General features: G+C 57.8%; 22 protein-coding genes and 6 tRNA genes. 19 read left to right on the plus strand and 9 right to left on the minus strand.

The genetic code is table 11. The features are described from left to right. Positions 1–2 precede the first annotated feature (2 nt). From NE623_RS00555 to NE623_RS00600, 10 genes are all read left to right on the plus strand, one after another. Positions 3–2,603, plus strand: a complete 2,601-nt coding sequence (locus NE623_RS00555; RefSeq protein WP_256271136.1) for an ATP-dependent helicase — start codon at positions 3–5, stop codon at positions 2,601–2,603. A 1-nt stretch (position 2,604) separates the two neighbouring features. Next, positions 2,605–3,378, plus strand: coding sequence for an FAD-dependent thymidylate synthase (gene thyX, locus NE623_RS00560; RefSeq protein ID WP_256271135.1), 774 nt, complete (start codon positions 2,605–2,607; stop codon positions 3,376–3,378). A gap of 1 nt (position 3,379) precedes the next feature. After that, positions 3,380–4,057 carry a dTMP kinase gene (locus tag NE623_RS00565; RefSeq protein ID WP_256271134.1) on the plus strand — a complete coding sequence of 226 codons (678 nt, stop codon included), beginning with the start codon at positions 3,380–3,382 and terminating at the stop codon, positions 4,055–4,057. 42 nt (positions 4,058–4,099) lie between these two features. After that, positions 4,100–4,921: a hypothetical protein gene (locus NE623_RS00570; RefSeq protein WP_256271133.1), complete on the plus strand. Its 822-nt coding sequence runs from the start codon at positions 4,100–4,102 to the stop codon at positions 4,919–4,921. Positions 4,922–4,969: 48 nt separating this feature from the next. Next, the gene (mltG, locus tag NE623_RS00575) at positions 4,970–6,274 is read left to right on the plus strand and encodes an endolytic transglycosylase MltG (protein WP_256271132.1); all 1,305 of its coding nucleotides are present in this window, start codon (positions 4,970–4,972) and stop codon (positions 6,272–6,274) included. 91 nt (positions 6,275–6,365) lie between these two features. Next, positions 6,366–7,595, plus strand: a complete 1,230-nt coding sequence (locus tag NE623_RS00580; RefSeq protein WP_256271131.1) for a peptidase U32 family protein — start codon at positions 6,366–6,368, stop codon at positions 7,593–7,595. 102 nt (positions 7,596–7,697) lie between these two features. Further along, positions 7,698–7,774, plus strand: a tRNA-Asp gene (locus tag NE623_RS00585). A gap of 3 nt (positions 7,775–7,777) precedes the next feature. Next, positions 7,778–7,853, plus strand: a tRNA-Thr gene (locus NE623_RS00590). A gap of 46 nt (positions 7,854–7,899) precedes the next feature. Continuing rightward, positions 7,900–7,975: transfer RNA gene (locus NE623_RS00595), tRNA-Trp, on the plus strand. Between the two features lie 110 nt (positions 7,976–8,085). After that, on the plus strand, positions 8,086–8,634 hold the full coding sequence (locus NE623_RS00600) for a hypothetical protein (protein ID WP_118544328.1): 549 nt from the start codon (positions 8,086–8,088) through the stop codon (positions 8,632–8,634). Positions 8,635–8,815: 181 nt separating this feature from the next. Here NE623_RS00600 and NE623_RS00605 read toward each other — a convergent pair whose 3' ends face one another. From NE623_RS00605 to NE623_RS00635, 7 genes are all read right to left on the minus strand, one after another. Further along, positions 8,816–9,217, minus strand: coding sequence for a hypothetical protein (locus NE623_RS00605; RefSeq protein ID WP_256271239.1), 402 nt, complete (start codon positions 9,215–9,217; stop codon positions 8,816–8,818). Continuing rightward, complete coding sequence (locus NE623_RS00610; RefSeq protein WP_256271130.1) at positions 9,214–10,737, minus strand: Y-family DNA polymerase; 1,524 nt, start codon at positions 10,735–10,737, stop codon at positions 9,214–9,216. The genes NE623_RS00605 and NE623_RS00610 overlap by 4 nt, the downstream gene beginning before the upstream one ends. A gap of 138 nt (positions 10,738–10,875) precedes the next feature. Beyond that, the gene (locus tag NE623_RS00615) at positions 10,876–11,112 is read right to left on the minus strand and encodes a hypothetical protein (protein ID WP_256271129.1); all 237 of its coding nucleotides are present in this window, start codon (positions 11,110–11,112) and stop codon (positions 10,876–10,878) included. Between the two features lie 292 nt (positions 11,113–11,404). Next, positions 11,405–11,480 (minus strand) — tRNA-Trp (locus NE623_RS00620). 46 nt (positions 11,481–11,526) lie between these two features. Further along, positions 11,527–11,602: transfer RNA gene (locus NE623_RS00625), tRNA-Thr, on the minus strand. 3 nt (positions 11,603–11,605) lie between these two features. After that, positions 11,606–11,682, minus strand: a tRNA-Asp gene (locus tag NE623_RS00630). 178 nt (positions 11,683–11,860) lie between these two features. Further along, positions 11,861–12,487, minus strand: a complete 627-nt coding sequence (locus tag NE623_RS00635) for a glycerol-3-phosphate acyltransferase (RefSeq protein WP_256271128.1) — start codon at positions 12,485–12,487, stop codon at positions 11,861–11,863. Positions 12,488–12,553: 66 nt separating this feature from the next. Between NE623_RS00635 and NE623_RS00640 the strand changes: the two genes are divergently transcribed. The 6 genes from NE623_RS00640 to NE623_RS00665 all read left to right on the plus strand — a co-directional run bounded on the left by NE623_RS00640 (position 12,554) and on the right by NE623_RS00665 (position 19,465). Then, positions 12,554–13,120 carry a uracil-DNA glycosylase gene (locus NE623_RS00640; protein WP_256271127.1) on the plus strand — a complete coding sequence of 189 codons (567 nt, stop codon included), beginning with the start codon at positions 12,554–12,556 and terminating at the stop codon, positions 13,118–13,120. A 36-nt stretch (positions 13,121–13,156) separates the two neighbouring features. Then, positions 13,157–15,532, plus strand: coding sequence for an ATP-dependent DNA helicase (locus NE623_RS00645; protein WP_256271126.1), 2,376 nt, complete (start codon positions 13,157–13,159; stop codon positions 15,530–15,532). 121 nt (positions 15,533–15,653) lie between these two features. Further along, positions 15,654–17,039 (plus strand): MATE family efflux transporter, encoded by a 1,386-nt coding sequence (locus NE623_RS00650; protein ID WP_256271125.1) that lies wholly within the window; start codon positions 15,654–15,656, stop codon positions 17,037–17,039. Positions 17,040–17,206: 167 nt separating this feature from the next. After that, positions 17,207–18,469 carry a diaminopimelate decarboxylase family protein gene (locus tag NE623_RS00655; protein ID WP_256271124.1) on the plus strand — a complete coding sequence of 421 codons (1,263 nt, stop codon included), beginning with the start codon at positions 17,207–17,209 and terminating at the stop codon, positions 18,467–18,469. An 18-nt stretch (positions 18,470–18,487) separates the two neighbouring features. Then, positions 18,488–18,820, plus strand: a complete 333-nt coding sequence (locus NE623_RS00660; RefSeq protein ID WP_256271123.1) for a hypothetical protein — start codon at positions 18,488–18,490, stop codon at positions 18,818–18,820. Between the two features lie 12 nt (positions 18,821–18,832). Continuing rightward, a complete protein-coding gene (locus tag NE623_RS00665; RefSeq protein ID WP_256271122.1) occupies positions 18,833–19,465 on the plus strand; it encodes a GyrI-like domain-containing protein in 633 nt (210 codons plus the stop codon). A 57-nt stretch (positions 19,466–19,522) separates the two neighbouring features. On the opposite strand, the gene NE623_RS00670 is transcribed toward NE623_RS00665, so the two are convergent. Both NE623_RS00670 and rnhA read right to left on the minus strand, forming a co-directional pair. Then, positions 19,523–19,918: a hypothetical protein gene (locus NE623_RS00670; protein WP_256271121.1), complete on the minus strand. Its 396-nt coding sequence runs from the start codon at positions 19,916–19,918 to the stop codon at positions 19,523–19,525. 22 nt (positions 19,919–19,940) lie between these two features. Next, positions 19,941–20,402, minus strand: a complete 462-nt coding sequence (rnhA, locus tag NE623_RS00675; RefSeq protein ID WP_256271120.1) for a ribonuclease HI — start codon at positions 20,400–20,402, stop codon at positions 19,941–19,943. 292 nt (positions 20,403–20,694) lie between these two features. On the opposite strand from rnhA, the gene NE623_RS00680 reads away from it, so the two are divergent. From NE623_RS00680 to rplI, 3 genes are read left to right on the plus strand one after another with little or no spacing between them, the layout of a single operon-like run. After that, the gene (locus NE623_RS00680) at positions 20,695–22,692 is read left to right on the plus strand and encodes a ribonuclease J (protein ID WP_256271119.1); all 1,998 of its coding nucleotides are present in this window, start codon (positions 20,695–20,697) and stop codon (positions 22,690–22,692) included. Positions 22,693–22,719: 27 nt separating this feature from the next. Continuing rightward, positions 22,720–24,687, plus strand: coding sequence for a DHH family phosphoesterase (locus tag NE623_RS00685; protein ID WP_256271118.1), 1,968 nt, complete (start codon positions 22,720–22,722; stop codon positions 24,685–24,687). A gap of 30 nt (positions 24,688–24,717) precedes the next feature. Beyond that, positions 24,718–25,164 carry a 50S ribosomal protein L9 gene (rplI, locus tag NE623_RS00690; protein WP_256271117.1) on the plus strand — a complete coding sequence of 149 codons (447 nt, stop codon included), beginning with the start codon at positions 24,718–24,720 and terminating at the stop codon, positions 25,162–25,164. Positions 25,165–25,167 lie beyond the last annotated feature (3 nt).

A 25,167-nucleotide genomic window follows, 5' to 3' on the forward strand; every position in this document is an offset into this window, starting at 1 on the left:
TTATGTCCGATATTACCGCTGAATATCTTGCCCTTCGCGACCAATATATCGAAGCCCGGTTTACCCGGCTCAACCCGGTGCAGCGTCAGGCCGTCTTTGCTACCGAGGGGCCGCTGCTCATTCTGGCAGGCGCGGGCTCCGGCAAGACCACCGTGCTGGTCAACCGCATTGCCAACATCATCCGGTTCGGCTCGGCCCATGGCAGCCGGGAACTGCCCCGCCCTGTGACCCAGACCGACCTTGACGAGCTGCGCAGCGCCGTGGCCAGCGGCCGCGACCTGCCGCGGGAAACCGCCTACCTTGCGGTGCGCCCGGCACGCCCCTGGAATGTGCTGGCCATCACCTTCACAAACAAGGCGGCCGGGGAGCTGAAGGAACGTCTGCGCGCCATGCTGGGGGACACCCTCGGCGGGGACGTAAACGCCTCCACCTTCCACTCGGCCTGTGTGCGGATGCTGCGCCGCGACGCTGAGCGTATCGGCTTCCCCAAGAGCTTTACCATCTATGACTCGGACGACCAGCAGCGTGTCATCAAGCAAATCTACAAGGATTTGATGATTGATGACAAGTTCCTGCCGGTCAAGTCGGCCATCGGGCAGATTTCCTCCTACAAAGATAAGCTCATGTCTGCGGAGGATGTGGCCGCGGAGGTTCCCGCCAACACGAAGGCACAGCTGATTTCCAAAATCTACACCGCTTACGCCAACCGCCTGAAGGCGGCGGGCGCAATGGACTTTGACGATCTGATTTTCCACACGGTCAAGCTGCTGCAAAATGACGCGGAAGCGCGGGAATACTACCAGAACCGTTTCCGCTATGTGGTGGTGGACGAATATCAGGACACCAGCATTGCGCAGTTTCATCTGGTGCGCCTGCTGGCGGGCGGTACCAACAACGTCTGCGTTGTCGGTGACGATGACCAGTCCATCTATAAATTCCGCGGCGCCACGATTGAGAATATCCTCAACTTTGAAAAGGTCTTTACCGGTGCCAAAACCATCCGTTTGGAGCAGAACTATCGCTCCACCGCCAATATTCTGAACGCCGCCAACAGCGTTATCAAGAACAATATGGGCCGCAAGGGCAAGACCCTCTGGACCGAAAGCGGCGAGGGCGAAAAAGTCCACCACTACACCGCCACGAACGAGCAGGACGAGGCCAGCCATATCGCAGATATCATCGGTGAGCATCTGCGCGAGGGTGCCAGCCTGAAGGACCATGCGGTGCTCTACCGTATGAACGCCCAGTCCAACCCCATCGAGACCTACTTCGCCCGCGCCGGTATCCCATACCGCATTGTGGGCGGCCAGCGCTTCTTTGACCGCAAGGAGGTCAAGGACATCAACTCCTATCTGGCCGTCATCGTCAACCCGCGGGACGATGTGCGCCTGCGCCGTATCATCAACGAGCCGGCGCGCAAAATCGGCGCAACCACGATTGAAAAAATCGGTGAGCTGGCCGCAGGCAAGGGCGTCCCTATGCTGGAAATCATTGCCCATGTCCGTGACTACCCCGAGCTGCAGCGCGCCGCCGCCGCATTGGAGCGCTTCTATGAGATGTACCGTGAGCTCTGCGATTTGTCCGTGAGTGAGCCGCTGGACGAGTTTGTCGGCGATGTGATTGCCAAAACCGGCTATGAGGCCATGCTCAAGGCGATGAAGGAGGAGGGCGAGACCCGGCGGGAGAACCTGGGCCAGCTCGTCAGCTCCATCAAGACCTACGCCGACCAGAACGGTGAGGACGCCACCCTGTCCGGCTTTTTGGAGGAGGTCGCGCTGATTTCCGACCTCGACAGCTATGATACCGATGCCGACAGCGTCACGATGATGACGATACACTCGGCAAAGGGTCTGGAATTTCCCTATGTCTTTGTCGTAGGCATGGAGGATGGTATCTTCCCCGGAGATGCAGCCAAGTATAACGAGGAGGACATGGAAGAGGAACGCCGCCTGTGCTATGTGGCCATCACCCGCGCCAAGAAGGAGCTGTATCTGTCCAGCTCCCGCACGCGGATGATTTTCGGCCAGACGCGCCGCAACCCGCCATCCACCTTCCTGAGCGAGATTGACCCCGGCCTGCTGGATGAGACCCAGAGCCCGGAGCTTTCCTCCTATGGCAGCGGCTTCGGGGCCGGGTACGGCAGCTACAGCACCAATGTGCCCGGCGGGCGCAGCGGCTACTCCGGCGCATCCCGCGGCTACTTGAACAGTGAATATAACGCAAAACCCCGCGGCGGTTTCGGCAGCGGCTACAGCAGCGGCTTTGTCAGCGGCGGGCACGAAAGCCCCAATTCCTACGGCGGCCGCCACACGGTGCAGTCCGTGGGCTTTGGCTCCGGCTATGGTCGCAGCCGCGGCGGCAGCACCGCCCCGGCAGGCGCAGGCACATCCACGCTGACCGGGACTGTATCCGCCGCACCCAAAAAGAAGGAAGCTGTCAGCTATGCGCCCGGCGATTTGGTTGACCACCGCGTCTTTGGTCGCGGCAGGGTCATCAAGGCCACGCCCATCGCAGGGGACTGCATTGTGGAAATTCAGTTTGACCGTGTTGGCGTCAAAAAAACGATGGCCAACTACGCACCGCTGAAAAAAGTGGAGGAATGATATGTTAGTTCAGCTCATTGCCCATACGAATGACCCGGAAAAGACCATTGCCGCCGCGGCAAAGCTCTGCTATTCGGACGCCCATATTGAGACGCTGCTGGACGGCCTGACGCCGGAAAAGACTGAGGCCTTCCTGCAGCGCCTGAACGATGTTGGCCACGCCAGCCCCATTGAGCACGCCAGCTTCACCTTTGGCATTGAGGGTGTTTCCCGCACCTTCCTGGCGCAGGTCACCCGCCACCGTCTGGCCAGCTTCAGCGTGCAGAGCCAGCGCTATGTCCGCCTGGAGGACTTCCGCTATGTCATCCCGCCGGAGATTGAGGCCATCCCGGAGGCAAAGGCACAGTTCATTGCCTCGATGAATGACGATGCGCGCAAGTATCTGGAGCTTGTCCACACGCTGGAAAACGCCCACACCGCACGCCTGATGGCCGAGGGACTGGATGAGAAGGCAGCCCGCGCCAAGGCCAGCAAGCAGGCCAACGAGGACGCACGCTTTGTACTGCCCAATGCCTGCGAGACCAAGATGGTTATGACGATGAACTGCCGCAGCCTGCAGAACTTCTTCAATCTGCGCTGTTGCAACCGCGCCCAGTGGGAAATCCGCGCTGTGGCGGATGAAATGCTCCGTCTTGTGCTGCCGGTTGCCCCGCACATCTTTGCCAGTGCCGGGCCGCGCTGCCTGACGGGCCCCTGCCCGGAGGGCCGTATGTGCTGCGGCAAGCAGGCCGAAGTGCGTGAAAAGTATGCCAAGCTCAGGGAGGAGGCAGTATAATATGGGAAAGCTCATCATTTTTGAGGGACTGGACGGCTCCGGCAAGGGCACCCAGACAAAGCTGACGGCCCAGCGACTGCAGGAGCAGGGGCATGACCTGCGGCAGATTACCTTCCCGGATTATGAGAGTGACTCCTCGGCACTGGTCAAGATGTATCTGTCCGGCGCCTTCGGCGATAAGCCGGACGATGTCAACGCCTACGCGGCGTCCAGCTTCTACGCGGTGGACCGCTATGCCAGCTACAAAACCGACTGGGGCGAGTTCTACCGCGAGGGTGGGCTGGTGCTGTCTGACCGGTACACCACCTCCAACGCGGTGCATCAGTGCTCCAAGCTGCCGCCGATGCACTGGGATGGCTTCCTGAACTGGCTGTTTGACTTTGAGTACAAGAAATTCGGCATCCCCGCGCCCGATGCGGTGATTTATCTGGCGGTTGACCCGGAAATTTCCCAGAAGCTCATCACCGAACGCTACCATGGCGATGAAACCAAGAAGGATATTCAGGAAAAGGACACCGACTATCTGGCCCGCAGCCGCGCCGCAGCTGAGTACTGTGCCCGCACATTGGGCTGGCATCGCATCGAGTGCACCGCGCAGGATGCAAACGGAACAAAATTCATGCGTTCTGTGGAGGATATCAACGCTGAAATCCTTGCAGAATTGCAGAGAATACTGTAAAATAAGGGTATCTGATACCAACAAGCAAAAGAGGTGAGGCCCATGCTGCGTAAGGCAACCGCAAAAGACCTGTCCGCACTGGCGGCGCTGCGCTGCAGGGCGGCCGGAACCAGCCGCGCCGATGCCGAGGGCTGGCTGCAGAACGTTGCAGGGCTGGAAAATATCCTTGTGCTGGAAAAGCCCGGCCAGCCGCCCGCGGCCATGCTCGCCGCAGTGCCGGTCGAATACGGCCAGCACCGGGGCATCTGGCTGTGCGGCGCAGCGGGGAGGCAGGGCGTCCCGATGGAGCGCCTGCTGCCCAAGCTCATTGAAAGCTGCCTGCGCGCCTATGGGGCCAGCGGCTTTGACTTTGCCGTTATGACGCCGGAGGACGCCCGCAATGCCGGGGAGCTGAAAACGCTGGGTTTCACAAGCCAGCTGCCGCTGCGCGTGCTGCACACCCAGATACGCCGTGACCTGCTGGCACAGGCAGCGTTTGACAGCCTGACCGTGCACAAGTTGCTGGAAATGCGCTGCATCTACCAGCCCGGCTGCATCTGCCTGCCGGAGAGCGCCATGAATGAGATTATGACCCAGCTCTACCGCCGCGGTCTGACGGTGGTCTCCACCCGGCGCGGGTACGGCCTGTACTACACAAAGGGCGACACACTACAATTTCTGGAGCTGCAGGCTGACAATGACCACTGCGCCGACCAGCTTCTGCAGGCGGCGCGGGAAAAGACCGGCGCTGCCAACGCCCGCATCCTGCTGGCCGAAAACCAGACGCTGTATCTGGGTGCAGGACGCCGCTGCGGCTATGGTGTGGTGGCATTTCTGGGCAAGAGTTTCCCCTTGACAGACGCCTACTTCAGGATGTTGCTGTAATTTGCGTAAGGCAGACGCCTTGCATCGTTTAAAAAGTTAGGAGCACTCATGAGAATCAATCGTTCAAATTCCGAACAGCCCGCGGCACCGCAGGCGCCGCAGCCTGCACCCCGCCGCGAGGCCCCGCAGCAGGAGCCGCCGCGCCCCAAAAAAGAAAAGCCGAAAAAGAAACCGAAGCAGGAAGAATATGACGAGTATGAGGACGATGAGGAGGATGAGGAGCCCAAGCGCCGCTTCCCGGTGGGCTGCCTGATTGTCATTATCCTGCTGGCACTGGTCGGCTTCGGCGGGTACAAGGTCTCCCAGTTCTATGCAGAGCTGGACGGTCAGGGCACGCTGGGCACCGTCCAGACCATCACCGTGCCGGAGGGATCCTCCGTGGCCAGCATTGCCACCCAACTCAAGGATGCGGGTGTCATCAAGTATGACTGGCTGTTCAAGCAGTATGTCAAGTACAGCGGCAAGGCGGACGCCATCCAGTACGGCGATTTTGAGGTTCAGTCTGGTATGGCCTACAATGACATTATCAAGGCACTGTCCGTTGTGACCCGCCGCCCCACCGTAAACGTCACCATCCCCGAGGGCACCACCGCCGTGGGAGTGGCGCAGATTTTTGTGGACGCGGGCCTTGTGGACGATGTGGACACCTTCCTTGGCTGTGCCAACGGCACCGATGGCTCGGACTTCAGCCAGTATGATTTCTGGAACGCCATCCCCGACAATGACCGTCTGATGAAGTGCGAGGGCTACCTCTTCCCGGACACCTACAACCTCTACGCGGATGAGGATGTCTATTATTATGTAGACCAGCTCTACAACGAGTTTGCCAACAAGACGGCAGGTCTGGCCGATACGATTGCCGAGAAGGGCACCTCTCTGGACGATGTGGTCAAGCTGGCCAGCTTCATTCAGGAGGAGGCCGGTCTCGAGAGCGAGGACGCCAAGGTCAGCGCCTGCTTCCACAACCGTCTGGAATCCAGTGACCCGCTTTGGGCGGAGCACAAGCTGGAATCCAACGCCAGCAGCTATATTATGCGGGACAGCGAGAATAACTACCTCTGGAACTCCCCGACAGCTGAATACTTCGGCTGGCCGGAGGCTGGTGCTATCCCGGACGATGTGCTGGCGCTGTATGACACCTACGCCATCAGCGGCCTGCCTGCCGGTCCCATCTCCAACCCGGGCTATGCCGCCATCGAGGCTGCGCTGAACCCTGACCAGGAGTATATCAACGAGGGTTACTACTTCTTCGTCACGGGCCACCCCGATACCGACGTGGCCGGGCAGTATTTCTACGCCAAGACCGCAGACGAGCATTACCAGAACTGTGTCAAGGCGGGCTGGGCTCCGTAATCTCTTGCCCTCTCTGTAAGAAGGCGGTTTATCAACACAGCAGCGCCCGGCGCGAACCGGGCGCTTTTTACGCAAAAACGGAGGAACAATTATGCTGCAACAGCCGGAACTGCTGGCCCCTGCGGGCAGCCTGGAAACACTGAAATATGCTGTTATGTACGGCGCGGACGCAGTCTACTGCGCCCTGCCGGAGTTTGGTATGCGCGCCGCCCCGGTCAACCTGACGGTCGGCGAGCTGCGGGAGGGTTGCATCTTTGCCCATGCCCGCGGCAAAAAGGTCTATCTGACGCTGAACACCCTGCCCACGAATGAGGAGCTGGCCAAGCTGCCCCAGTACATTCAGGATGCCGCCGAGGCGGGCGTGGATGCCTTTATCATTGCCGATCTGGGCGTGCTGGCGCTGGCCAAGAAGTACGCCCCGCAGGTGGAGCGCCATGTCTCCACGCAGGCGGGCATTACCAACTACGAGGCCGCAAAGGTCTGCTATGAGCTGGGCGCAAAGCGTGTTGTGCTGGCGCGTGAGCTGCCCTTGACCGAGATTGCCCAGATACGCGACAACTGCCCCGAGGATCTGGAGCTGGAAGCATTCGTGCACGGTGCTATGTGTATGAGCGTTTCCGGCCGCTGCCTGCTGTCCAGCTATATGGCGGGCCGCAGTGGCAACCGCGGCGAATGTGCCCAGCCCTGCCGCTGGAAGTACAGCCTTGTGGAGGAGCACCGCCCCGGTCAGTATATGGAGATAGGGGAGAGCGCGGACAACGGCAGCTATATCCTCAACGCCAATGACCTGTGTACAGCGCCGTTCATTGACCTGATTTGCAAGGCGGGTGTGGACTCGCTGAAAATTGAGGGCCGCGCCAAGACCTTCTACTATGTGGCCTCGGTGGTCAGCGCCTACCGCCGCGCATTGGACGCCTTCCTTGTAGACCCCTTCAATGATAACTTTGAGCTGCCCGATGATGTGATTGAAGAGCTCAACCGCACCAGCCACCGCCACTATTCGCCTGGCTTCTACTTCGGCAAGGAGCAGGCCCAGCAGACGCCCAGCCACACCTATGTGCGGGATTGGGATTTCATCGGCACGGTGGACGGCTGGGCGGACGGCGTGGCCCACTGCACCCAGCGTGGTAAATTCAGCGTGGGGGACAGCATCGAGATTCTGCAGCCGGACGGGACTGTGGTCAAGCTGACGCCGGAATGGATTGAAAACGCAGACGGTGAGCGCGTGGATGCCACCCCGCACCCGATGATGCAGTACACCATCCCCTGTGAAACGCCCCTTGCCCCCTACAGCCTGATGCGGATGCAGAAAAATAATTAAAAAATTCTGCAAAAACGCTTGACTTTTCTTCACTCATCCCTTATAATTATTCCTGCGCTGGTCGTGAGGCACACACCGCCAAGCACAGCGCAGGCTGGGTATGGCCCGGTAGTTCAGTTGGTTAGAACGCTAGCCTGTCACGCTAGAGGTCGTCAGTTCGAGCCTGATTCGGGTCGCCATATGCTGCTATAGCTCAGTTGGTAGAGCGCATCCTTGGTAAGGATGAGGTCAGCAGTTCAAATCTGCTTAGCAGCTCCAGCGCTGATGCCCACAGTGCAAGATATGCATTGTGGGCATTTATTATAGGGGCATAGCTCAGTTGGTAGAGCAGCGGTCTCCAAAACCGCGTGCCGAGGGTTCGAATCCTTCTACCCCTGCCAAAAAAGCCAGATGGTTTCTTTATGAAACCATCTGGCTTTTTTTGTTGAAATGAACAGAACAATCTGATACAATCAATTTAACAAATCGAAATTTATGGAGGTAAAATAAAATGATGAAACTTGATAATTTTATTGGTATGATGACGGGACATTTTGATAACAAAGAGCAGTTTAATATGATGCAGGCAACAGGAAAAATATATCCTTATGCTAAGCATGTAAATACAGTCTGCAATGACAAAATAAATAATATTCCTCAAGATTTCAATGGAAAATTTGTTGTTGAAGAAAGTTACTATGAGACCAATGGTAACCGTCATGCATCACCGCACCTTTTCCTTATTACAGAAAATGAAGATGGAATTTTACTTTCCTCCTATGAGATTCCGGAAGGAGAAGACAAAAATACATTCTCATATGATTCTATGAAAAATGTTGATTATAGTGAACTGAAAAAATCTAAAAAGTTTACTCCGGCACTTTATCATGAAAATGATGGCATCTGGGAGGGAGGCAGCACAAGTCAGTTTTCACCAGTAATGACATTTAAGCTTTGGGAAAAGTTTTCTGATAGTTGTTTGGAAGTATCTGAAATTATAGAAGTTAACGGAAAGCGGACTTTTGGATACGATGATCCCATTATTTACAAACGTGTATAAATAAGTGATGAACATGGTGACCACTTCCAGTTTATAGAACAAATTCGTATAGGTCCGCTTCCACCGCTACGGTTTCATTTTTGAGTGAAATTATTTGAAGCCATAACAGTATTATCAACTGATGCCAAAAGCCGCTTATCTCGTTTGAGGTAAGCGGCTTTTGATTGTTTCTGTTCCGTGGTCACACCAGCTCCAGCGCCAGTATGTCCGGCACGGGGATAGTGGTGCCGTCCGTGAAAACCAGCTTGTTTTCATCGGTCAGCTTTTTGGCCTTGCCTACTGCAGTGCAGTAGGTGCCACCCTCCTTGAAGGCATCCGCCACAAAGTAGGTCACAGTGACCTGCGGCTGGGTCTTTATGGTGTCACGCAGCGTTTGCAGCCTTGCATCCAGCGCGGCCTGCTCATACTCGTCCAGCGTAATGCGACGGTCGGTCAGGCGGGCCGTTTCCTGCAAAGTGGCTTCCAGTCCTGTCAGCGCCGCAAAGGGCGAAAACTGCGCGGCGCGGTCCCCGCGGGGCATCTGCGGATGGCGCGCAGAGACGTGATGCGGCAAGCCGATAATATCATCATAGCGGCCCATTATGCGTTGTGCCCTCCAATCTGCGCGTTGCGCTGCTGGGTGGTTGCGCCGTCCTGCAAATCCATTCCTTTTAAAATGGCATTCTTGCCGAATTTCTTGCGGATGGCCAGCAGCGCCTCCTGCCGCTTACGCTCCCGTTCCAGTTCCTTTTCCTCGGCAGCCTTCTGCGTCTGTGCGGCCGCGGAGATGGAAAAGAAGTCCATCTGCTCATAGGATTCCCTCTCCTTGGCGGCGTCCTCACTCAGGATATTGCAGGCCGTCAGGTTCAGCCACTTGGCAATCAGATTTTTGTCCATAATGCGCTCATACAGCTGGGTCACGGCCTCCAGAATCAGCCGCGAGGAGGAGGCGTAGTGCGCAAGGTTGGCCGTGCCGTGGGCCGCCTTGGGCACCCTGCGGCCATAGCGGTCAACGGTAATCGGGCCGTGGTAGCCCGCCCGCCGCACAGGGTCCGTTAGGTTCTCAATGTCATAACCGATGGTCAGCACCAGCTGCTTTGTCATCATGCCCTTTTCCAACAAATCCATGGCAAGCTGGTCGGCCATTTCCCGCACAATCAGGCGCGTCTGCGCGTAGTCCGTGCCGCAGTGCAGCACCTGCCCGCTGCCGATGCTGGTGGTTTCCGGCTTGTAGACCTTGATGTCCTGCATGGTGCAGGGCTCCCAGCCCCACGCGTGGTCGATGAGCAGCTCGGCATTGACGCCAAACAGGTTGTAGAGCAGCTCCTCATTGTAAAAGTCTGTTGCCCCGCCCAGAGAGCACCGGGCAATGTCTCCCATCGTGTACAGACCGTGTGCCTCCAGCTTTTTGGCGTAGCCGTGGCCCACCCGCCAGAAATCCGTCAGCGGGCGGTGCTCCCACAGGTTGCGGCGGTAGCTCTGCTCATCCAGCCGGGCCATCCGTACGCCGTTTGCGTCCGGCGGGACGTGCTTGGCTTGAATATCCATAGCCACCTTGGCCAGATACAGGTTGCTGCCGATGCCCGCCGTGGCTGTGATGCCGGTGGTCTGCAAAATTTCAGAAATCAGCTTGCGGGCAAGCTCCTCCGCCGTCAGGTTATACAGCGGCAGATAGGCCGTGGCGTCGATAAAGACCTCGTCGATGGAATAACTGTGGATATCCTCAGGCGCGATGTATTGGAGGTATACCGCGTAAATCCGTGCACTTTCCGCCATATAGCGGGCCATATGCGGCGGGGCGATGATATAGTCCAGCTCCCAGTCCGGGTGGGCGGCCAGCTCGGGGGCGTTGCTGGATTTGCCGGTGAACTGCCGCCCCGGTGCCTTGGTGCGCCGCCATGCGTTGACCTCACGCACCTTCTGCACTACCTCAAACAGACGGGCGCGGCCCGGTATGCCGTGCGCCTTGAGGGACGGCGAGACGGCCAGACAGATGGTTTTCTCAGTGCGGGAAACATCCGCCACGACAAGATTGGTTGTCAGCGGGTCCAGCCCGCGGGCCACACACTCCACCGATGCGTAAAAGGATTTCAGGTCAATCGCAAGATACGTTCTGTCCGGCATTTCGTTGCCTCCTTCCCTCAAAGCTTATACAACAGTTGGTTGTATACAGTATACTGCGTGCCGGGTGAAATGTCAACCTGCCGCCCCATACACAAAAAACGCCGCCCCGGGGCTGTGCAGCTCCGGGACGGCATGGCTTTATGGATGGGTGTACTTGCAGATAGTCTTGATGATATCGTCAATGTTCAGCGGCTTGGACAGATGCTCGTTCATGCCGACGGCAATGCTCTGGTTGATGTCCTCCACAAATGTGTGGTCATAATCCTTGGCAAAGGCCACACCCAGATTCAGCGGCATCATGGATTCATCCAGATAACGGTACAGCGCCGGATTCTGCTCGGTAAAGGAGCGCAGGGAGGCGGTATGGCCTGCCACGGCAACGCGGCCTTGCCAGAATGGCAGAGCATACACAATTTGACACTATAAAATTACAGTATTATGGTATCATTTTTAGCGGAGCGCGTCAAAAATCGGCCATACAGCGTCAGATACCGACACACCGCGCCAAATTTGTTTTATTGCAACCGTACAAATGCAAGACACAGAAGAAGTCCCGGCAGAATTTTTTTGCGGTATATCCAGAAAAAGAAAAATTTCACAAATTTTCACAGGTGTTTTCGCCATAGTAAACAAAAAGCCGCTTACCTCAAACGAGATAAGCGGCTTTTGGCAGGGGTAGAAGGATTCGAACCCTCGGCACGCGGTTTTGGAGACCGCTGCTCTACCAACTGAGCTATGCCCCTATAATAAATGCCCACAATGCGTATCTTGCACTGTGGGCATCAGCGCTGGAGCTGCTAAGCAGATTTGAACTGCTGACCTCATCCTTACCAAGGATGCGCTCTACCAACTGAGCTATAGCAGCATATGGCGACCCGAATCAGGCTCGAACTGACGACCTCTAGCGTGACAGGCTAGCGTTCTAACCAACTGAACTACCGGGCCATACCCAGCTTTGTGCGCTGCCGTGGCAGCTGCAACGTTGACTATTATAGCGGTTGCAGCGCAAAATGTCAACACTTTTTTTGCAAATTTTGATAAAAAATTGCACGGCGTACTATACGGCACAGCAACGCACAATTTTGCAGCGTTGCAATATGGGCCGCACAGTGGTATCATACTATTAGCCGCTGTTGTGCCGGTGCTGGAAAAAGCGCGGCTCCTCGCCGCGGCGTATCCGCTGCAAACCTGGCCAATGCCGCGAGAGCATAATAAGCGCGCTGGCAGCCATCACAAGGCCGCTTTCCGTGCCGTACTGCACCCACGCAATGGGCACAGCCAGCGCGGCAATCAGCACAGCCCCCAGCGGCAGATACCCGGTCAGCAGCACGGCAATGCCGCCCGCAAGGCAGCACAGCACGCCGGTAATGGGCAGATAGAGTATCACCCAGGCACAGCTTACGGCTACGCCCTTGCCGCCGTGCCCACGGCACCAGAACGGCCAGTTGTGGCCAACCACCGCCCCAAATCCGCCGTACAGCAGGGCAGTAAGCCCCAGCTCCGGCGCGGCCTGCCAGCAGAACCAGCAGGCAGCCGCGGTTTTCAGCACATCACCGGCCAGCACAAGAAAGCCGGCCCTTTTGCCAAGGTGGGTCATTATATTGGCCATGCCCGGGTTGCCGGTGCCGATATCCCGCGCACTGACGCCCGCCGTGCAGCGCGCCACAACCTCGGCGGTGAGAAAACAGCCGAACAGATACCCCGCCGCAAGGCAGAGCCCGCGCAGGAAAACCGCATGTCCCCAACTCATAGTGCATCCCCCTTATTGCTACCGTTCAGGCGTACCGCGCCCGGTCAAACCATTGAGGTGTTACATATGGAAATAGATGTTTTGCAGCAGCAATGTCTGGCCTGCCGCCGTTGCGGCCTGTGCGAAACCCGCACAAATGTTGTGTTCGGTATGGGTGTGCCGGATGCCGAGGTTATGTTTGTGGGCGAGGGCCCCGGTGCCAGTGAGGATGAGCAGGGCCTGCCCTTTGTGGGGCGCAGCGGCCAGCTGCTCAACCATTATCTTGAGGCCATTGACCTGAGCCGCGAGACCAACGTCTATATAGCCAACATAGTCAAGTGCCGCCCGCCGCAGAATCGTGACCCTCTGCCGGAGGAATCCCAAGCCTGTATGCCGTGGCTGCGCCAGCAGTTTCAGTGCATCCGGCCCAAAATCGTGGTCTGCCTGGGCCGCGTGGCCGCCCAGCAGATGATGGACCCCGGCTTTTCTATTTCCCGGGACCACGGCAAATTCTTTGAAAAACAGGGCACACTGTTTATGGCAACCTACCACCCCGCAGCGCTGCTGCGCTATCCGGTCAATAAGCCTGCGGTTTTCGGTGACTTTGTCAATCTGCGGGAGAAAATCACACAAATCTGTGAGCACACCTATTAAACCTAGTATACCACCAAATGCAAGGGGGCAAGCGGTATGGAGCCTGAAAATTTGGCACTGACGCTGCCGATCCGGCGTCTGGTGGAATTTTTATTGCGAACCGGCAGCATCGACAGCCGCTTTACCGGCTTTGACCGTGCGCTGGAGGGCGCCCGTCTGCACCGCAAGCTGCAGCGCGCCGCCGTCAAGGAGCACCCGGACTATCAGGCGGAAGTCAGCCTTAAGCAGGACTATCTCTGCGCCGGAGTCGCCTACATGCTGGAGGGCCGTGCCGACGGTATCTTTACCGACACCGACGGCACACCAACGATTGACGAAATCAAAACCACAACCCTGCCGCCAGAGCTGATTACCGGGGAGCAAAGCCCTGAGCACTGGGCGCAGGCCCAGATTTATGCGGCTATCTACGCCCGCCAGCAGGGGCTGCCCGCCATGCGGGTGCGCCTTACCTATCTGCAGGTGGATGAGGAGCTGGAATTTCACTTCACCCATGAGTACACCGCAGACGCGCTGGACGAAATTGTCACCGGGCTGCTGACTCAGTATGCACCGTGGGCCAAGCGCGCAGCCGAGTGGCAGCGCATCAGCCGTGCCTCGCTGGAGGTACTGCAGTTTCCGTTTGCCTCCTACCGCCCCGGCCAACGGGCAATGCTCGGCGCGGTGTATAAAACCTGTGCCGAGGGCGGGCAGCTGCTCTGTCAGGCACCCACCGGCATCGGCAAGACGATGAGCGTGCTATTCCCGGCACTGAAGGCACTGGGGCAGGGTGGGCCGGTCTTTTACCTGACGGCCCGCGGCACAACCCGTGCGGCAGCAGAAAATGCGCTGGCGCTGCTGCGCGGGGCAAACCCGGAGCTGAAGCTGCGCAGCGTCACTTTGACCGCCAAGGACAAAATCTGTATGCAGGAGCACCGCGAGTGCACGCCGGAGGCCTGCCCTTATGCCAAAGGCTACTTTGACCGCGTCAAGGAGGCTCTGTGGGACGGTCTGGATACCCACACGCTTTCGGCCGATGCTTTGCAGGCGCTGGCCCGCAGGCACACGGTGTGCCCCTTTGAGCTGGGTCTGGACCTGAGCCTCTGGTGCGATGTGGTGATAGGGGACTACAATTACCTGTTTGACCCGGTTGTGCATCTGGCACGCTTTTTTGATACGGCGGGGGACTACCTGTTCCTGATTGACGAGGCCCACAATCTGCCCGGCCGCGCCCGCGATATGCACAGCGCCACCTTGGCGAAAAGTGCCTTCTATGACGCCAAAAAGCTGCTGGGCCCAGGTAAAAGCAGCCTGAAAAACTCCTTAAGCAAGGTCAATAATCTTTTTATCGGCTGGCGGCATCGCTGTGAGGAGGCCGCCGCAGACACCCGCTTTGGCAAGACCTTCTTTGAAAAGACCCGCGCCGAAGAATTTGACCGGGCGCTGCAGAAGCTCTGCGAGCCGCTGGAAATCTGGCTGGACGAGCACCGTGAGCCCGGCGAGGCCCACGATGCACTGCTGCAACTATATTTTGACATCCGCGCATGGCTGCGGGTGGCGGATACCTTCGATGACCACTTCGTGCTGCAGGTATCCGCCCGCGGCAGTGAGGTGCGTGCCACGATGCTCTGCCTTGACCCCAGCGCCTTTCTGGCGGTGGACTTTGCGAAAGGGCGTGCGGCGGTTCTTTTCAGCGCCACGCTGGCTCCGGCCGGCTACTACAAAGACCTTTGCGGCCTGCCGGACGCCCGCGCTGTGGCACTGCGCAGCCCCTTTGATGCCGACCGGCTCGGCCTGTGGTGCGCCCGGCAGGTCAGCACCCGCTATAAGGACCGGGAAACCAGCATTGCCGCAATTTCGGATTTGCTGGCTGTGATGGCGGCGGCACGTCCGGGACATTATCTGGCATTCTTCCCGAGCTACAGCTATCTGCAAACCGTCTGGCAGGATTTTACCGCCCGCTACCCGGACCAGCCCACCCTGTGTCAGGAGTCCGCCATGGACGAGGACAAGCGTGCGGATTTTCTGGCCCGCTTTATGGCGCAGGACGGCAAGGCGCTGCTGGGCTTTGCCGTGCAGGGCGGTGTCTTTGGCGAGGGTGTGGATATGGCAGGCGAGAGCCTGATTGGCGCGGCCATCATCGGCCCTGGCCTGCCGCAGGTCGGCCCCCGGCAGGAGCAGCTGCGGGACTACTTTGAGCAGACCCGCGGCTCCGGCTTTGATTACGCCTACCGCTACCCCGGCATGAACAAGGTACTGCAGGCGGCCGGGCGGGTCATCCGCACCCCGCAGGACAAGGGCGTTGTGCTGTTGATTGATGACCGCTTTCTCGCCCCGGAAACTCGCCGTCTGATGCCTGTGCACTGGGAGCAGCTGCGTGCCGTGGACACCGCACAGGCGCTGGCCGCAGAATTACAGCACTTCTGGAAAAAATAGCATACGAACAGACAAAAGACCGCAATATTTGCATGATTTTTCCTCTTGCATTTACAGGCGTGCGTGCTATAATACAATCCGCACGTTACTTCTCAGCAAAATAAATAGGGTAGGAAAATTCATGACAAAGGATCTCACAAGCGGAAATCCCCTCAAGGTTATACTTCTGTTCACACTGCCGCTGATGCTGGGCAACCTGTTCCAGCAGTTCTATGCGCTGGCCGATACAATTATTGTCGGCCGGTTCTGCGGCGTCAGCGCGCTGGCCTCGGTCGGCGCAACCGGCTCGGTCAACTATTTGATTCTGGGCTTCGTTGGCGGTGTCTGCAACGGCTTTGCCATTCCCATTGCACAGCTGTTCGGTGCGCGGGACTACAAGGACCTGCGCCGCCACGTGGCCAACGCGGCATGGCTCTGCATTGTGGGTAGCGTAGTGCTGACGATCGCCACCGTGGCGCTGACCCGCCCGATGATGGAGCTGATGCAGACGCCGGAGGACATCATCGATGGCGCAGTTATCTATATCGGCTGGATTTTTGCCGGTATTCCGTTCATCTTTCTGTACAATATGGTGGCGGCTATTATGCGCGCGCTGGGCGACAGCAAAACGCCGCTGTACTTCCTGATTCTGACCAGCGCGCTGAACATCGGGCTCGATTTGCTGTTCATCATACCGTTCCAGTTCGGCATCTTTGGTGCGGCGCTGGCCACCGACATCTCTCAGATTATCTCCGGTGTGCTGAGCTTTATTTATCTGCGCCGCAAATTCATCGTCCTCAAGATGGAAAAGGACGAGTTGGCCTACAGCAAAAAGGCCTGCGCACGGCTGCTGGGCATCGGTGTACCGATGGGCCTGCAGTGCAGCATCACAGCCATTGGCAGCGTCATTATGCAGTGGGCGGTCAATATTCTGGGCAGTGCCGCTGTGGCCGCTGTCACGGCTGCCAGCAAGACCCAGAACCTTCTGACTGTCCCGATGGAGAGCATCGGCACGGCCATGGCCACCTACGCCGGGCAGAATCTGGGCGCGGCCCGCATGGATCGTGTGCGTCAGGGCGTGGATGCCTCGCTGCTGGTGGTGCTGGTGTACGGTATTACGTCTGCTTTCATTCTGCATTTTACCGATATCTACATTATGAGCCTTTTCCTCGACACCGCAAAGGAACTCGATATCGTTGCCATGGGGCGCGAGTATCTGTTCTGGAACAGTGTGTTCTATGTGCCGCTGGGCGCACTGATTGTCTGGCGCTATACCATTCAGGGGCTGGGCTTCTCCACGCTGGCCATGATGGCCGGTGTGGCAGAGATGATTGCCCGCACGGCCGTAGCCATTGCGCTGGTGCCGCCGCTTGGCTACTTTGGTGCCGAGCTTTCCAACCCGGCGGCATGGGTGGCCGCCTGCGTATTCCTGCTGCCCGCCTACAACTGGACCTGCCGCCAGCTGGACAGCCGCCTGCTGGCCGCCAAGCTCCATATGAAGGGCGACCACGCAGAGACAGTGCTGTAAATTCCAAGACCGTTCCGATGCCTTCCGGCGTTCGGAAACGGTCTTTTTTATTTATCATTCGGCAAATTCTTTTGGGACGGCAAATTCTTTTGGGAAAAGCCTTGCCCGGGTGCAGCAAACCGACTATAATAAAAATGTTAGTATATAAAGGGAAAGGAAAGAGTACCATGACGCAGAAAAAGCCGTTTATCACACTCGCCCAGGCAAAAGAGATCGCCGCTGATATCCCCACTCCGTTCCACCTCTATGACGAGAAAGGTATCCGGGAGAATGCCCGCAGGGTCAATGCCGCGTTCAGCTGGAACAAGGGCTTCAAGGAATATTTCGCCGTCAAGGCAACCCCCAACCCCTATCTGCTGAAAATCCTGCAGGAGGAGGGCTGCGGCGTGGACTGCTCCAGTTACACCGAGCTGCTGATGAGTGAGGCCTGCGGCTTTTCCGGCAGTGATATTATGTTTTCCTCCAACGATACGCCTGCGCAGGATATGAAGAAGGCCTACGAGCTGGGCGCATATATCAATCTGGACGATCTGACCCACGTGGAATTTCTGGAGAAGGTTGCAGGCGTGCCCGAGACTGTCTGCTGCCGTTACAATCCGGGCGGCGTGTTTGAGCTGGGCAACGGCATTATGGACAACCCCGGCGACGCCAAGTACGGTATGAGCGAGGATCAGATGGCCGAAGCCTACACCAAGCTGATGGCTGCAGGCGCCAAGGAATTTGGTATCCACTCCTTCCTTGCCAGCAACACGGTTACGGATGACTATTATCCGAAGCTGGCGGGGATTCTGTTTGAGCTGGCGGTGCGCCTGCACAAGCGCACCGGCGCCAAAATCAAGTTCATCAACCTGTCCGGCGGCGTGGGCATTGCCTACCGCCCTGACCAGCGCAGCAACGATATTGCCGCCATCGGCGAGGGCGTGCGCAAAAAGTTTGAGGAAATTCTCGTGCCCGCAGGTATGGGCGATGTCGCCATCTTTACTGAGATGGGCCGCTTTATGCTGGCACCCTATGGCGCACTGGTCACAACGGTGCTGCACCAGAAGCATATCTATAAAGAGTACATCGGTGTGGACGCCTGCGCGGCCAACCTGATGCGCCCGGCTATGTACGGTTCCTACCATCACATTACCGTGCTGGGCAAGGAGGATGCTCCCTGCGACCACAAGTATGACGTCACCGGCGGCCTGTGCGAAAACAACGATAAGTTTGCCATTGACCGTATGCTCCCCGAAATCGAAATCGGCGATATTGTCTATATCCACGATACCGGCGCACATGGCTTCTCGATGGGCTATAACTACAACGGCAAGCTGCGCAGTGCCGAGGTGCTGCTGAAGGAGGATGGCTCCCACCAGCTGATTCGCCGCGCCGAGACCCCGGCGGACTACTTCGCAACCTTCGATTTCAGCCCCTTCTTCAAAAAATAACCGCGGGAGGAAACACCCTTGTTTGAGTTTCTGTTTGTCATTGGCATTGTGCTGGCCTTCTACGGCTATTCCGCTATGAAAAATCCCAACGTCTGGGGGGACCAGGGCCGTGACGAGATACGCCCCGAAAACTGGAACGGCTATGTGGTGCATAACGGCCAGTTCCTGATGTACACCGGCTTTTTTCTGGCGGCACTGGCGGCGCTGGATGTCATCTTTAACTTTGCCAACTGGCTGTACATTCTGCTTTTACTGGGTGGCATTGCACTGCTGTTCTACCCGCTGGCCCACTGGATGCACGAAAAAGAGGGCAAATGGTGGCCATGGCCGAAGCATAAAAAGAAAAAGTGAGGTTCTGCCGTTATGGCCTTCGACTTCAAAAAAGAGTATAAGGAATTTTACCTTCCCAAGGCAAAGCCGGAGCTTGTCACGGTGCCACCTATGAACTATATTGCCTTGCGCGGCAAGGGCGACCCCAATGAGGAAAACGGTGCCTATAAGCAGGCCATCGGCCTTCTGTACGGCGTTGCTTATACCATCAAGATGAGCAAAAAGGGCGACCACCGCATAGAAGGTTATTTCGACTTTGTGGTGCCGCCGCTGGAGGGTTTCTGGCAGCAGGAGGGTACTGCAACGATTGACTATGCCCGCAAGGAAAATTTTGAGTGGGTATCGGTCATCCGCCTGCCGGATTTTGTGACCGAGGCCGACTTTGACTGGGCTGTGCGGGAGGCAACAATCAAAAAGAAGCAGGACTTCTCCGCAGTTGAATTTCTGACGATTGAGGAGGGGCTCTGCGTGCAGTGTATGCACACCGGCCCCTATGACAATGAGCCGGAAACCGTCGCGGCTATGGATGCCTTTCTGGCGGAAAACGGTTACGCCAATGATATTACGGACACCCGCTGGCATCACGAAATCTATTTATCCGATGTTCGCAAAACTGCCCCGGAAAAGTTAAAGACTGTCATACGGCATCCCATCAAAAAACTGTAATAGTAAAAAATCTCCTGTGCGTTTCTGCACAGGAGATTTTTGTATAGCATATCAGATTTATTCGGCGGTTTGCGCCAGCATTTCCTCCACGTCCGCTTTGGTAAAATCACCGAGAGGAAGAACCAGCTTTGCCAGAACACTCTGCGGTAAATCTGCCAGCCGTGCGCTCTGGTCGGCGTCCTTATCAGCGGCGGGCAGCACGTGGGAAAGCCCATTGCTGTCCACATCCACGCGGGCAAAATGCCCAGTGGCGATAAACGCGCAGTCCAGCTCGGCAGCCTTGTTGGCCAGAAGCTGCAAAAGCTCTGCCGTGGAAACCTCGTTTTCTGCGGTGAAGGTCTGCACCGCAAAGCCCTGCTGCTGCAAAATGCGCATTGCGGCAGCGGCGTCGTTGCCACTGTTCAGGCCAAGCAAAATCTTGTCCTGCTTTTCAAAGGTATTGAATCCGTCCATGCTTTTCTCCTTGTTCAAGCGGTCAGGCCTGCCGCCCGCCGTATTTTTTGCTCTGTTCCACGGCCATACGGTCGCAGCGCTCGTTTTCCGGATGGCCGGCGTGGCCCTTCAGCCAGTGGTAGGTAATCTCGTGCTTCTCGCTTTCCGTCAGAAGCGGGGCCCACAGGTCGGGGTTCAGGGCGGGGGACTTGTCGGCCTTTTTCCAGCCGCGGGCACGCCAGCCTTTGGCCCAGCCCTTTTGCAGGCTGTCAATGACATATTTGCTGTCACTGAACAAATCAATGGCGCACGGCTCCTTCAGCTGGCGCAGTGCCTCCAGCAGGGCGGTCATCTCCATGCGGTTGTTGGTGGTGGTGGCATCGCCGCCGGAAATTTCTTTCTCGTACACCTTGTCTGCCGTGCGGAACCGCAGAATCGCACCCCAGCCGCCCGGGCCGGGGTTGCCGCTGCACGCACCGTCCGTATAAATTTCAATATGCTTCATTGCGTTGTACTCCAAATTCTTGCCTATAATAAAGTTATTATACCCGCTTTCAATTCATATGGCAAGATATTTGACAGGAACGCTGAATGTGATATAATAAGATGTAATTGCAATGTTGTGTGTTTTATCGGGCCTGGCTGCGCCTTTTCAGGCGGGCTTTCCGCGCCCATCCCATAGGCATAGGAGTGTATTCGCTCTGAAAAATACATAAATAGCAACCGTCTTAGAGGGAATTCGGTGTCTGCAGCTGGCAGATATCAGCCCGGAAATTTGTTGATTCGGAGGTTATCTAATGGAAGAATTCAAGCCAAAACGTAGAAATACTGCACCGTCTGCCCAGAATGACCAGACTGCACCCCGCACTCGCAAGCCCCGCGCACCGCGCCCGCAGGGAGAGAACGCTGCCCCTGTGCAGCACCGGCCCCGCAAGCCGCGTACCCCGCGCCCGGCTGCTGCCGCAGAGCAGACCCCCGCAGCAGCCCAGAGCATCCCGGCTCCGCGTCCGCGCCGCCCGCGGCAGAACAATGCTGCGCAGCAGGGTGAGCATACCACCGCACCGCGCCCGCAGGGCCAGCGCCGCGGCCGCCGCCCGCAAAAGAGCCAGGAGCATCCGGAAATGACCCCGGCCATCCCCATGCACATCTGCCCGCTGGGCGGTCTGGGCGAGGTCGGCAAGAACATCACGCTGTATGAGTGCCAGGGTGATATGATTCTGGTGGACTGCGGTCTGGTGTTCCCGGATGCGGATATGTTCGGCGTGGATCTGGTCATTCCTGACTTCACCTATGTGCTGGAAAACAAGGACCGCATCAAGGGCCTGTTCATCACCCACGGCCATGAGGACCACATCGGCAGTCTGCCGTATCTGCTCAAAAAGTTCAATGTGCCGATTTACGCCGCCCGCCTGACCATCGGCCTTATCAAGAATAAGCTCGAGGAGCACGGTCTGGCCTCCAGCGCCATCTTCCATGAAATCCGCCCCCGCCAGAAGGTTACGCTTGGCTGCTTCACCGTGGAGCCCATCCATGTCAACCACTCCATCCCGGACTCGCTGGCTTTTGCCATCGACTGCCCGGCCGGCGTTGTTATTCATACCGGTGACTTCAAGGTGGACTACACGCCTCTGTCCGGCGATGCCGTGACCGACCTGCCCACGATTGCCGAATATGGCCGCAAGGGCGTGCTGGCCCTGCTGGCGGACTCCACGAATGCAGAACGCCCCGGCTTTACCGCCACCGAGCAGACCGTGGCCGAGGGTGTGCGCCGCCTGTTTGCCAAGGCGGGCAAACGCCGCATCATTGTGGCAACCTTTGCCTCCAACATCTACCGCGTACAGCAGATTATCGACCTCGCCATTGAGTCGGGCCGCAAGGTTGCCGTCAGTGGCCGAAGCATGGTTTCCAACACCGAGATGGCCCGCGAGCTGGGCTACCTCCATGCGCCGGACAATGTGCTCATCACGATTGATGAAATCAACAAGTACCCGCCGGAGAAAGTCGTGCTGATTACAACCGGCAGTCAGGGCGAGCCGCTGAGCGCTTTGTCCCGTATGGCGCAGGCCAGCCACCGTCAGGTGCGCGTTGGCCCCAATGACTTCATCATCATCTCCGCCCGCCCGATTCCCGGCAACGAAAAGACCGTCACCAAGGTGGTCAACGGTCTGCTGACGCTGGGCGCGGAGGTCATCTATGAGAATATGTATGACACCCACGTGTCCGGCCACGCCTGCCAGGAGGAGCAGAAGCTCATGCTGACGCTGGCCCACCCGCAGTTCTTCCTGCCGGTGCACGGTGAGTTCAAGCAGCTCAAGCGCCACGCCGAGACTGCGGAGCATCTGGGCTATATTCCGAAGCAGAATATCTATATCGCTGAGAACGGCCAGAACATCCGCCTTTCTGCGGACGGTATGACCGTGGAAAACACCGTCACGGCGGGCGCTGTGATGGTGGACGGCTACGGCGTTGGTGACGTGGGCAACGTGGTTCTGCGCGACCGCCATCACCTGTCGGAGGACGGCATCATCATCGTGACTGCCGCCATCGACGGCAGCAATGGTCAGGTGCTTTCCGGCCCTGACCTTGTCAGCCGCGGCTTTGTCTATGTCCGCGAGAGCGAGGAGCTGATGGAGGGTGCCCGCACACAGGTGGAGATGGCACTCGACCGCAGCCTTGCGGACAATATGCACGATTGGGCCAGTGTCAAGGCCCGCGTGCGGGAGGCGCTGTCCAGCTATATCTACCGCCGTACCAAGCGCAGCCCGATGATTTTGCCAATCCTTCTGGAAGTGTAAAAGAGTTCCTGAACCGGGGAGTATACGATGAAACGCAAGGATGGTCTGAATGTAGCGGCCGTTGTGCTGCTTTTGGTTATCGCTGTGGCCGTTATGGTTGTGCCGGTGGCTTTGGTTAAGCCGCAGCTGCTGGTTGTGCCTGCGCTTCTGGTGCTGGTCGCGCTCTGCGTGGTGCTCTGGCAGCGCCGCCGCCTGCGCGCCTTTCTGGCCAAGCAGCTCTGCAGCACTGAGTTTGAAAATAGCCGCATCCAGTACAGCCTTGCCAATCTGCCCATCGCCACGGTGCTCATCAATGATGGACGCATCCTCTGGTACAACGGCCACTTCAAGGAGCAGGTCCTCAATGGCCATGACGCCGTGACCCGCCCGGTGGACCGCGTGCTGCCGGAGCTGGATTTGGCCGTCTGCTCCCGCCCGCATGGGCAGGATTTGAAGGTGGCCGAGCGCTGCTTCACGGCTTACGCCGGTTCTGCCAAGGGCAGCCGCGGTGCCAGCATTGTCTACCTGATTGACGATACCTTCTACAAGGAAACACTGGACGAATACAACGAAAGCCGCCCGGCCTGCCTGATTATCGTCATTGACAGCTATGATGAGCTGTTCGATGATATGAAGGACAGTGAGCAGGCCAAGGAGCTTGAGGCCATCAACAGCCTGCTGGAGGAGTATATCGGCCGCAGCACCGGATTTCTGCGCCGCGTATCCAACAGCCGCTACATTGCGGTTGTGGAGGAGCGCGATGTCCGCTGGATGCTGGAAGGGCGGTTCGAGATTCTGGATAAAGTTCGCGCCCTGCATCCCGGCGGGCTGACAACCCTTTCCATCGGCGTTGGCCACGGCGGCAAAACCCTGCAGGAATGCCACCAGATGGCCCGGGAGAGCATTGACATTGCGCTGGGCCGCGGCGGCGATCAGGCTGCCGTCAAGACGGTGGACGGCTTTGAGTTCTACGGCGGCATATCGCACGGCGTGGAAAAGCGCAGCCACGTGCGCAGCCGAATCATCGCCAATGCACTGTGCGACCTTATCAGGCGCAGCGACAGCGTTATCATTATGGGCCACCGTATGTCGGATCTGGACGCGGTCGGCTCGGCAATCGGCGCACTGCGCATCTGCAAGATGTGCAACGTGCCCGCAGTTATCGCCATCAACAGCGAGGCCACGCTGGCCGGGCAGCTGCTCAAGACATTTCTGGACGCGGGCGAGGGGCATAACTTCATAGCCCCCGACCAGACCCTTGACATCATTACGCCGAACACGCTGCTAATCGTAGTGGACACCTACCAGAAGCGCCTGCTGGAAAGCCAGCAGATTTACGAAAAGTGCGAAAGGGTGGTAGTCATCGACCATCACCGCATGGCGGTGGGGCATATCGACAACCCGCTGCTGCTCTACCATGAGCCCTACGCGTCCAGCGCCAGTGAGCTGGTATGCGAGCTTCTGCAGTTTATGCCCAAGGAAAACAACATCACCCCGCTGGAAGCACAGGCGCTGCTGGCCGGTATTATGCTGGACACCCGCAGCTTTGCGCTGCACGTGGGTGTGCGCACCTTTGAGGCTGCCGCATGGCTGCGCAGCCGCGGCGCGCAGACCGCCGAAACCAAGCTGCTGTTCAACACCTCCAAGGAGGAGTATGAGGCCCGCGCTCACATCGTGGAGGCTGCCTACATATACAAGGGCTGTGCTATCGCATTGTCCGACGAGCTGGAGGCCGGTATGAACGTTGTGCTGCCTATGGCGGCCAATGATTTGCTGACCATCAACGGCGTGGACGCCAGCTTTGTGGCGGTTGCCAAAAATGGCGGCGTCAATATCTCTGCACGCAGCATGGGTGCGCTGAATGTGCAGGTCATTCTGGAACCGCTGGGCGGCGGCGGCCATCTGATGATGGCGGGCGCACAGCTCCAAAATTGCACCCTGCAGGATGTCGAACGGCGCATCCGTGAACAAATCGACCTTTACCGTGCAGCCCAAAAGGAAAACACCGCACGGTAATTGTGACATATTTTTTGGGAGGGAAATCCTATGAAGATCATTCTCAAGCAGGACGTAAAAACCATCGGCAAGAAAGATGAAATCCATGAGGTTTCGGACGGCTACGCCCGCAACTTCCTGTTCCCCCGCAATCTGGCAGCCCCTGCGGATGCCGCGGCCTTGAACCAGGCCCGCACCAAGAGCGAGGCCAAGGCCCATCACGAGGCAGAGGCCCGCGCCGCCGCTGAGGAGCTGGCCGCTAAAATCAAGGGTCAGGTTGTCACCGCTAAGGTCAAGGGCGGTGCCTCCGGCAAGCTGTACGGCAAGGTCACCGGCAAGGAAGTCGCCGAGCTGCTGACCACCCTGACCGGCACCGAAATCGACAAGAAAAAGGTCGAAATGCCCTCCGCCATCAAGGAGTTCGGCAGCTATGATGCCTCCGTACGCCTCTACGCAGGCGTTGTTGCACCCTTCAAGCTGAAGGTTGAGGAGCTGTAAAAT

It is taken from the genome of Gemmiger formicilis (genome assembly GCF_024462815.1).
Taxonomy (GTDB): Bacteria; Bacillota; Clostridia; order Oscillospirales; family Ruminococcaceae; genus Gemmiger.

Excerpts from the sequence above, each read along its gene's own strand:
- NE623_RS00555 (WP_256271136.1), top strand. The coding sequence starts at position 3 with ATGTCCGATATTACCGCTGAATATCTTGCCCTTCGCGACCAATATATC.
- thyX (WP_256271135.1), top strand. The coding sequence starts at position 2,605 with ATGTTAGTTCAGCTCATTGCCCATACGAATGACCCGGAAAAGACCATT.
- NE623_RS00565 (WP_256271134.1), top strand. The coding sequence starts at position 3,380 with ATGGGAAAGCTCATCATTTTTGAGGGACTGGACGGCTCCGGCAAGGGC.
- NE623_RS00570 (WP_256271133.1), top strand. The coding sequence starts at position 4,100 with ATGCTGCGTAAGGCAACCGCAAAAGACCTGTCCGCACTGGCGGCGCTG.
- mltG (WP_256271132.1), top strand. The coding sequence starts at position 4,970 with ATGAGAATCAATCGTTCAAATTCCGAACAGCCCGCGGCACCGCAGGCG.
- NE623_RS00580 (WP_256271131.1), top strand. The coding sequence starts at position 6,366 with ATGCTGCAACAGCCGGAACTGCTGGCCCCTGCGGGCAGCCTGGAAACA.
- NE623_RS00600 (WP_118544328.1), top strand. The coding sequence starts at position 8,086 with ATGATGAAACTTGATAATTTTATTGGTATGATGACGGGACATTTTGAT.
- NE623_RS00610 (WP_256271130.1), bottom strand. The coding sequence starts at position 10,737 with ATGCCGGACAGAACGTATCTTGCGATTGACCTGAAATCCTTTTACGCA.
- NE623_RS00635 (WP_256271128.1), bottom strand. The coding sequence starts at position 12,487 with ATGAGTTGGGGACATGCGGTTTTCCTGCGCGGGCTCTGCCTTGCGGCG.
- NE623_RS00640 (WP_256271127.1), top strand. The coding sequence starts at position 12,554 with ATGGAAATAGATGTTTTGCAGCAGCAATGTCTGGCCTGCCGCCGTTGC.
- NE623_RS00645 (WP_256271126.1), top strand. The coding sequence starts at position 13,157 with ATGGAGCCTGAAAATTTGGCACTGACGCTGCCGATCCGGCGTCTGGTG.
- NE623_RS00650 (WP_256271125.1), top strand. The coding sequence starts at position 15,654 with ATGACAAAGGATCTCACAAGCGGAAATCCCCTCAAGGTTATACTTCTG.
- NE623_RS00655 (WP_256271124.1), top strand. The coding sequence starts at position 17,207 with ATGACGCAGAAAAAGCCGTTTATCACACTCGCCCAGGCAAAAGAGATC.
- NE623_RS00665 (WP_256271122.1), top strand. The coding sequence starts at position 18,833 with ATGGCCTTCGACTTCAAAAAAGAGTATAAGGAATTTTACCTTCCCAAG.
- NE623_RS00670 (WP_256271121.1), bottom strand. The coding sequence starts at position 19,918 with ATGGACGGATTCAATACCTTTGAAAAGCAGGACAAGATTTTGCTTGGC.
- rnhA (WP_256271120.1), bottom strand. The coding sequence starts at position 20,402 with ATGAAGCATATTGAAATTTATACGGACGGTGCGTGCAGCGGCAACCCC.
- NE623_RS00680 (WP_256271119.1), top strand. The coding sequence starts at position 20,695 with ATGGAAGAATTCAAGCCAAAACGTAGAAATACTGCACCGTCTGCCCAG.
- NE623_RS00685 (WP_256271118.1), top strand. The coding sequence starts at position 22,720 with ATGAAACGCAAGGATGGTCTGAATGTAGCGGCCGTTGTGCTGCTTTTG.
- rplI (WP_256271117.1), top strand. The coding sequence starts at position 24,718 with ATGAAGATCATTCTCAAGCAGGACGTAAAAACCATCGGCAAGAAAGAT.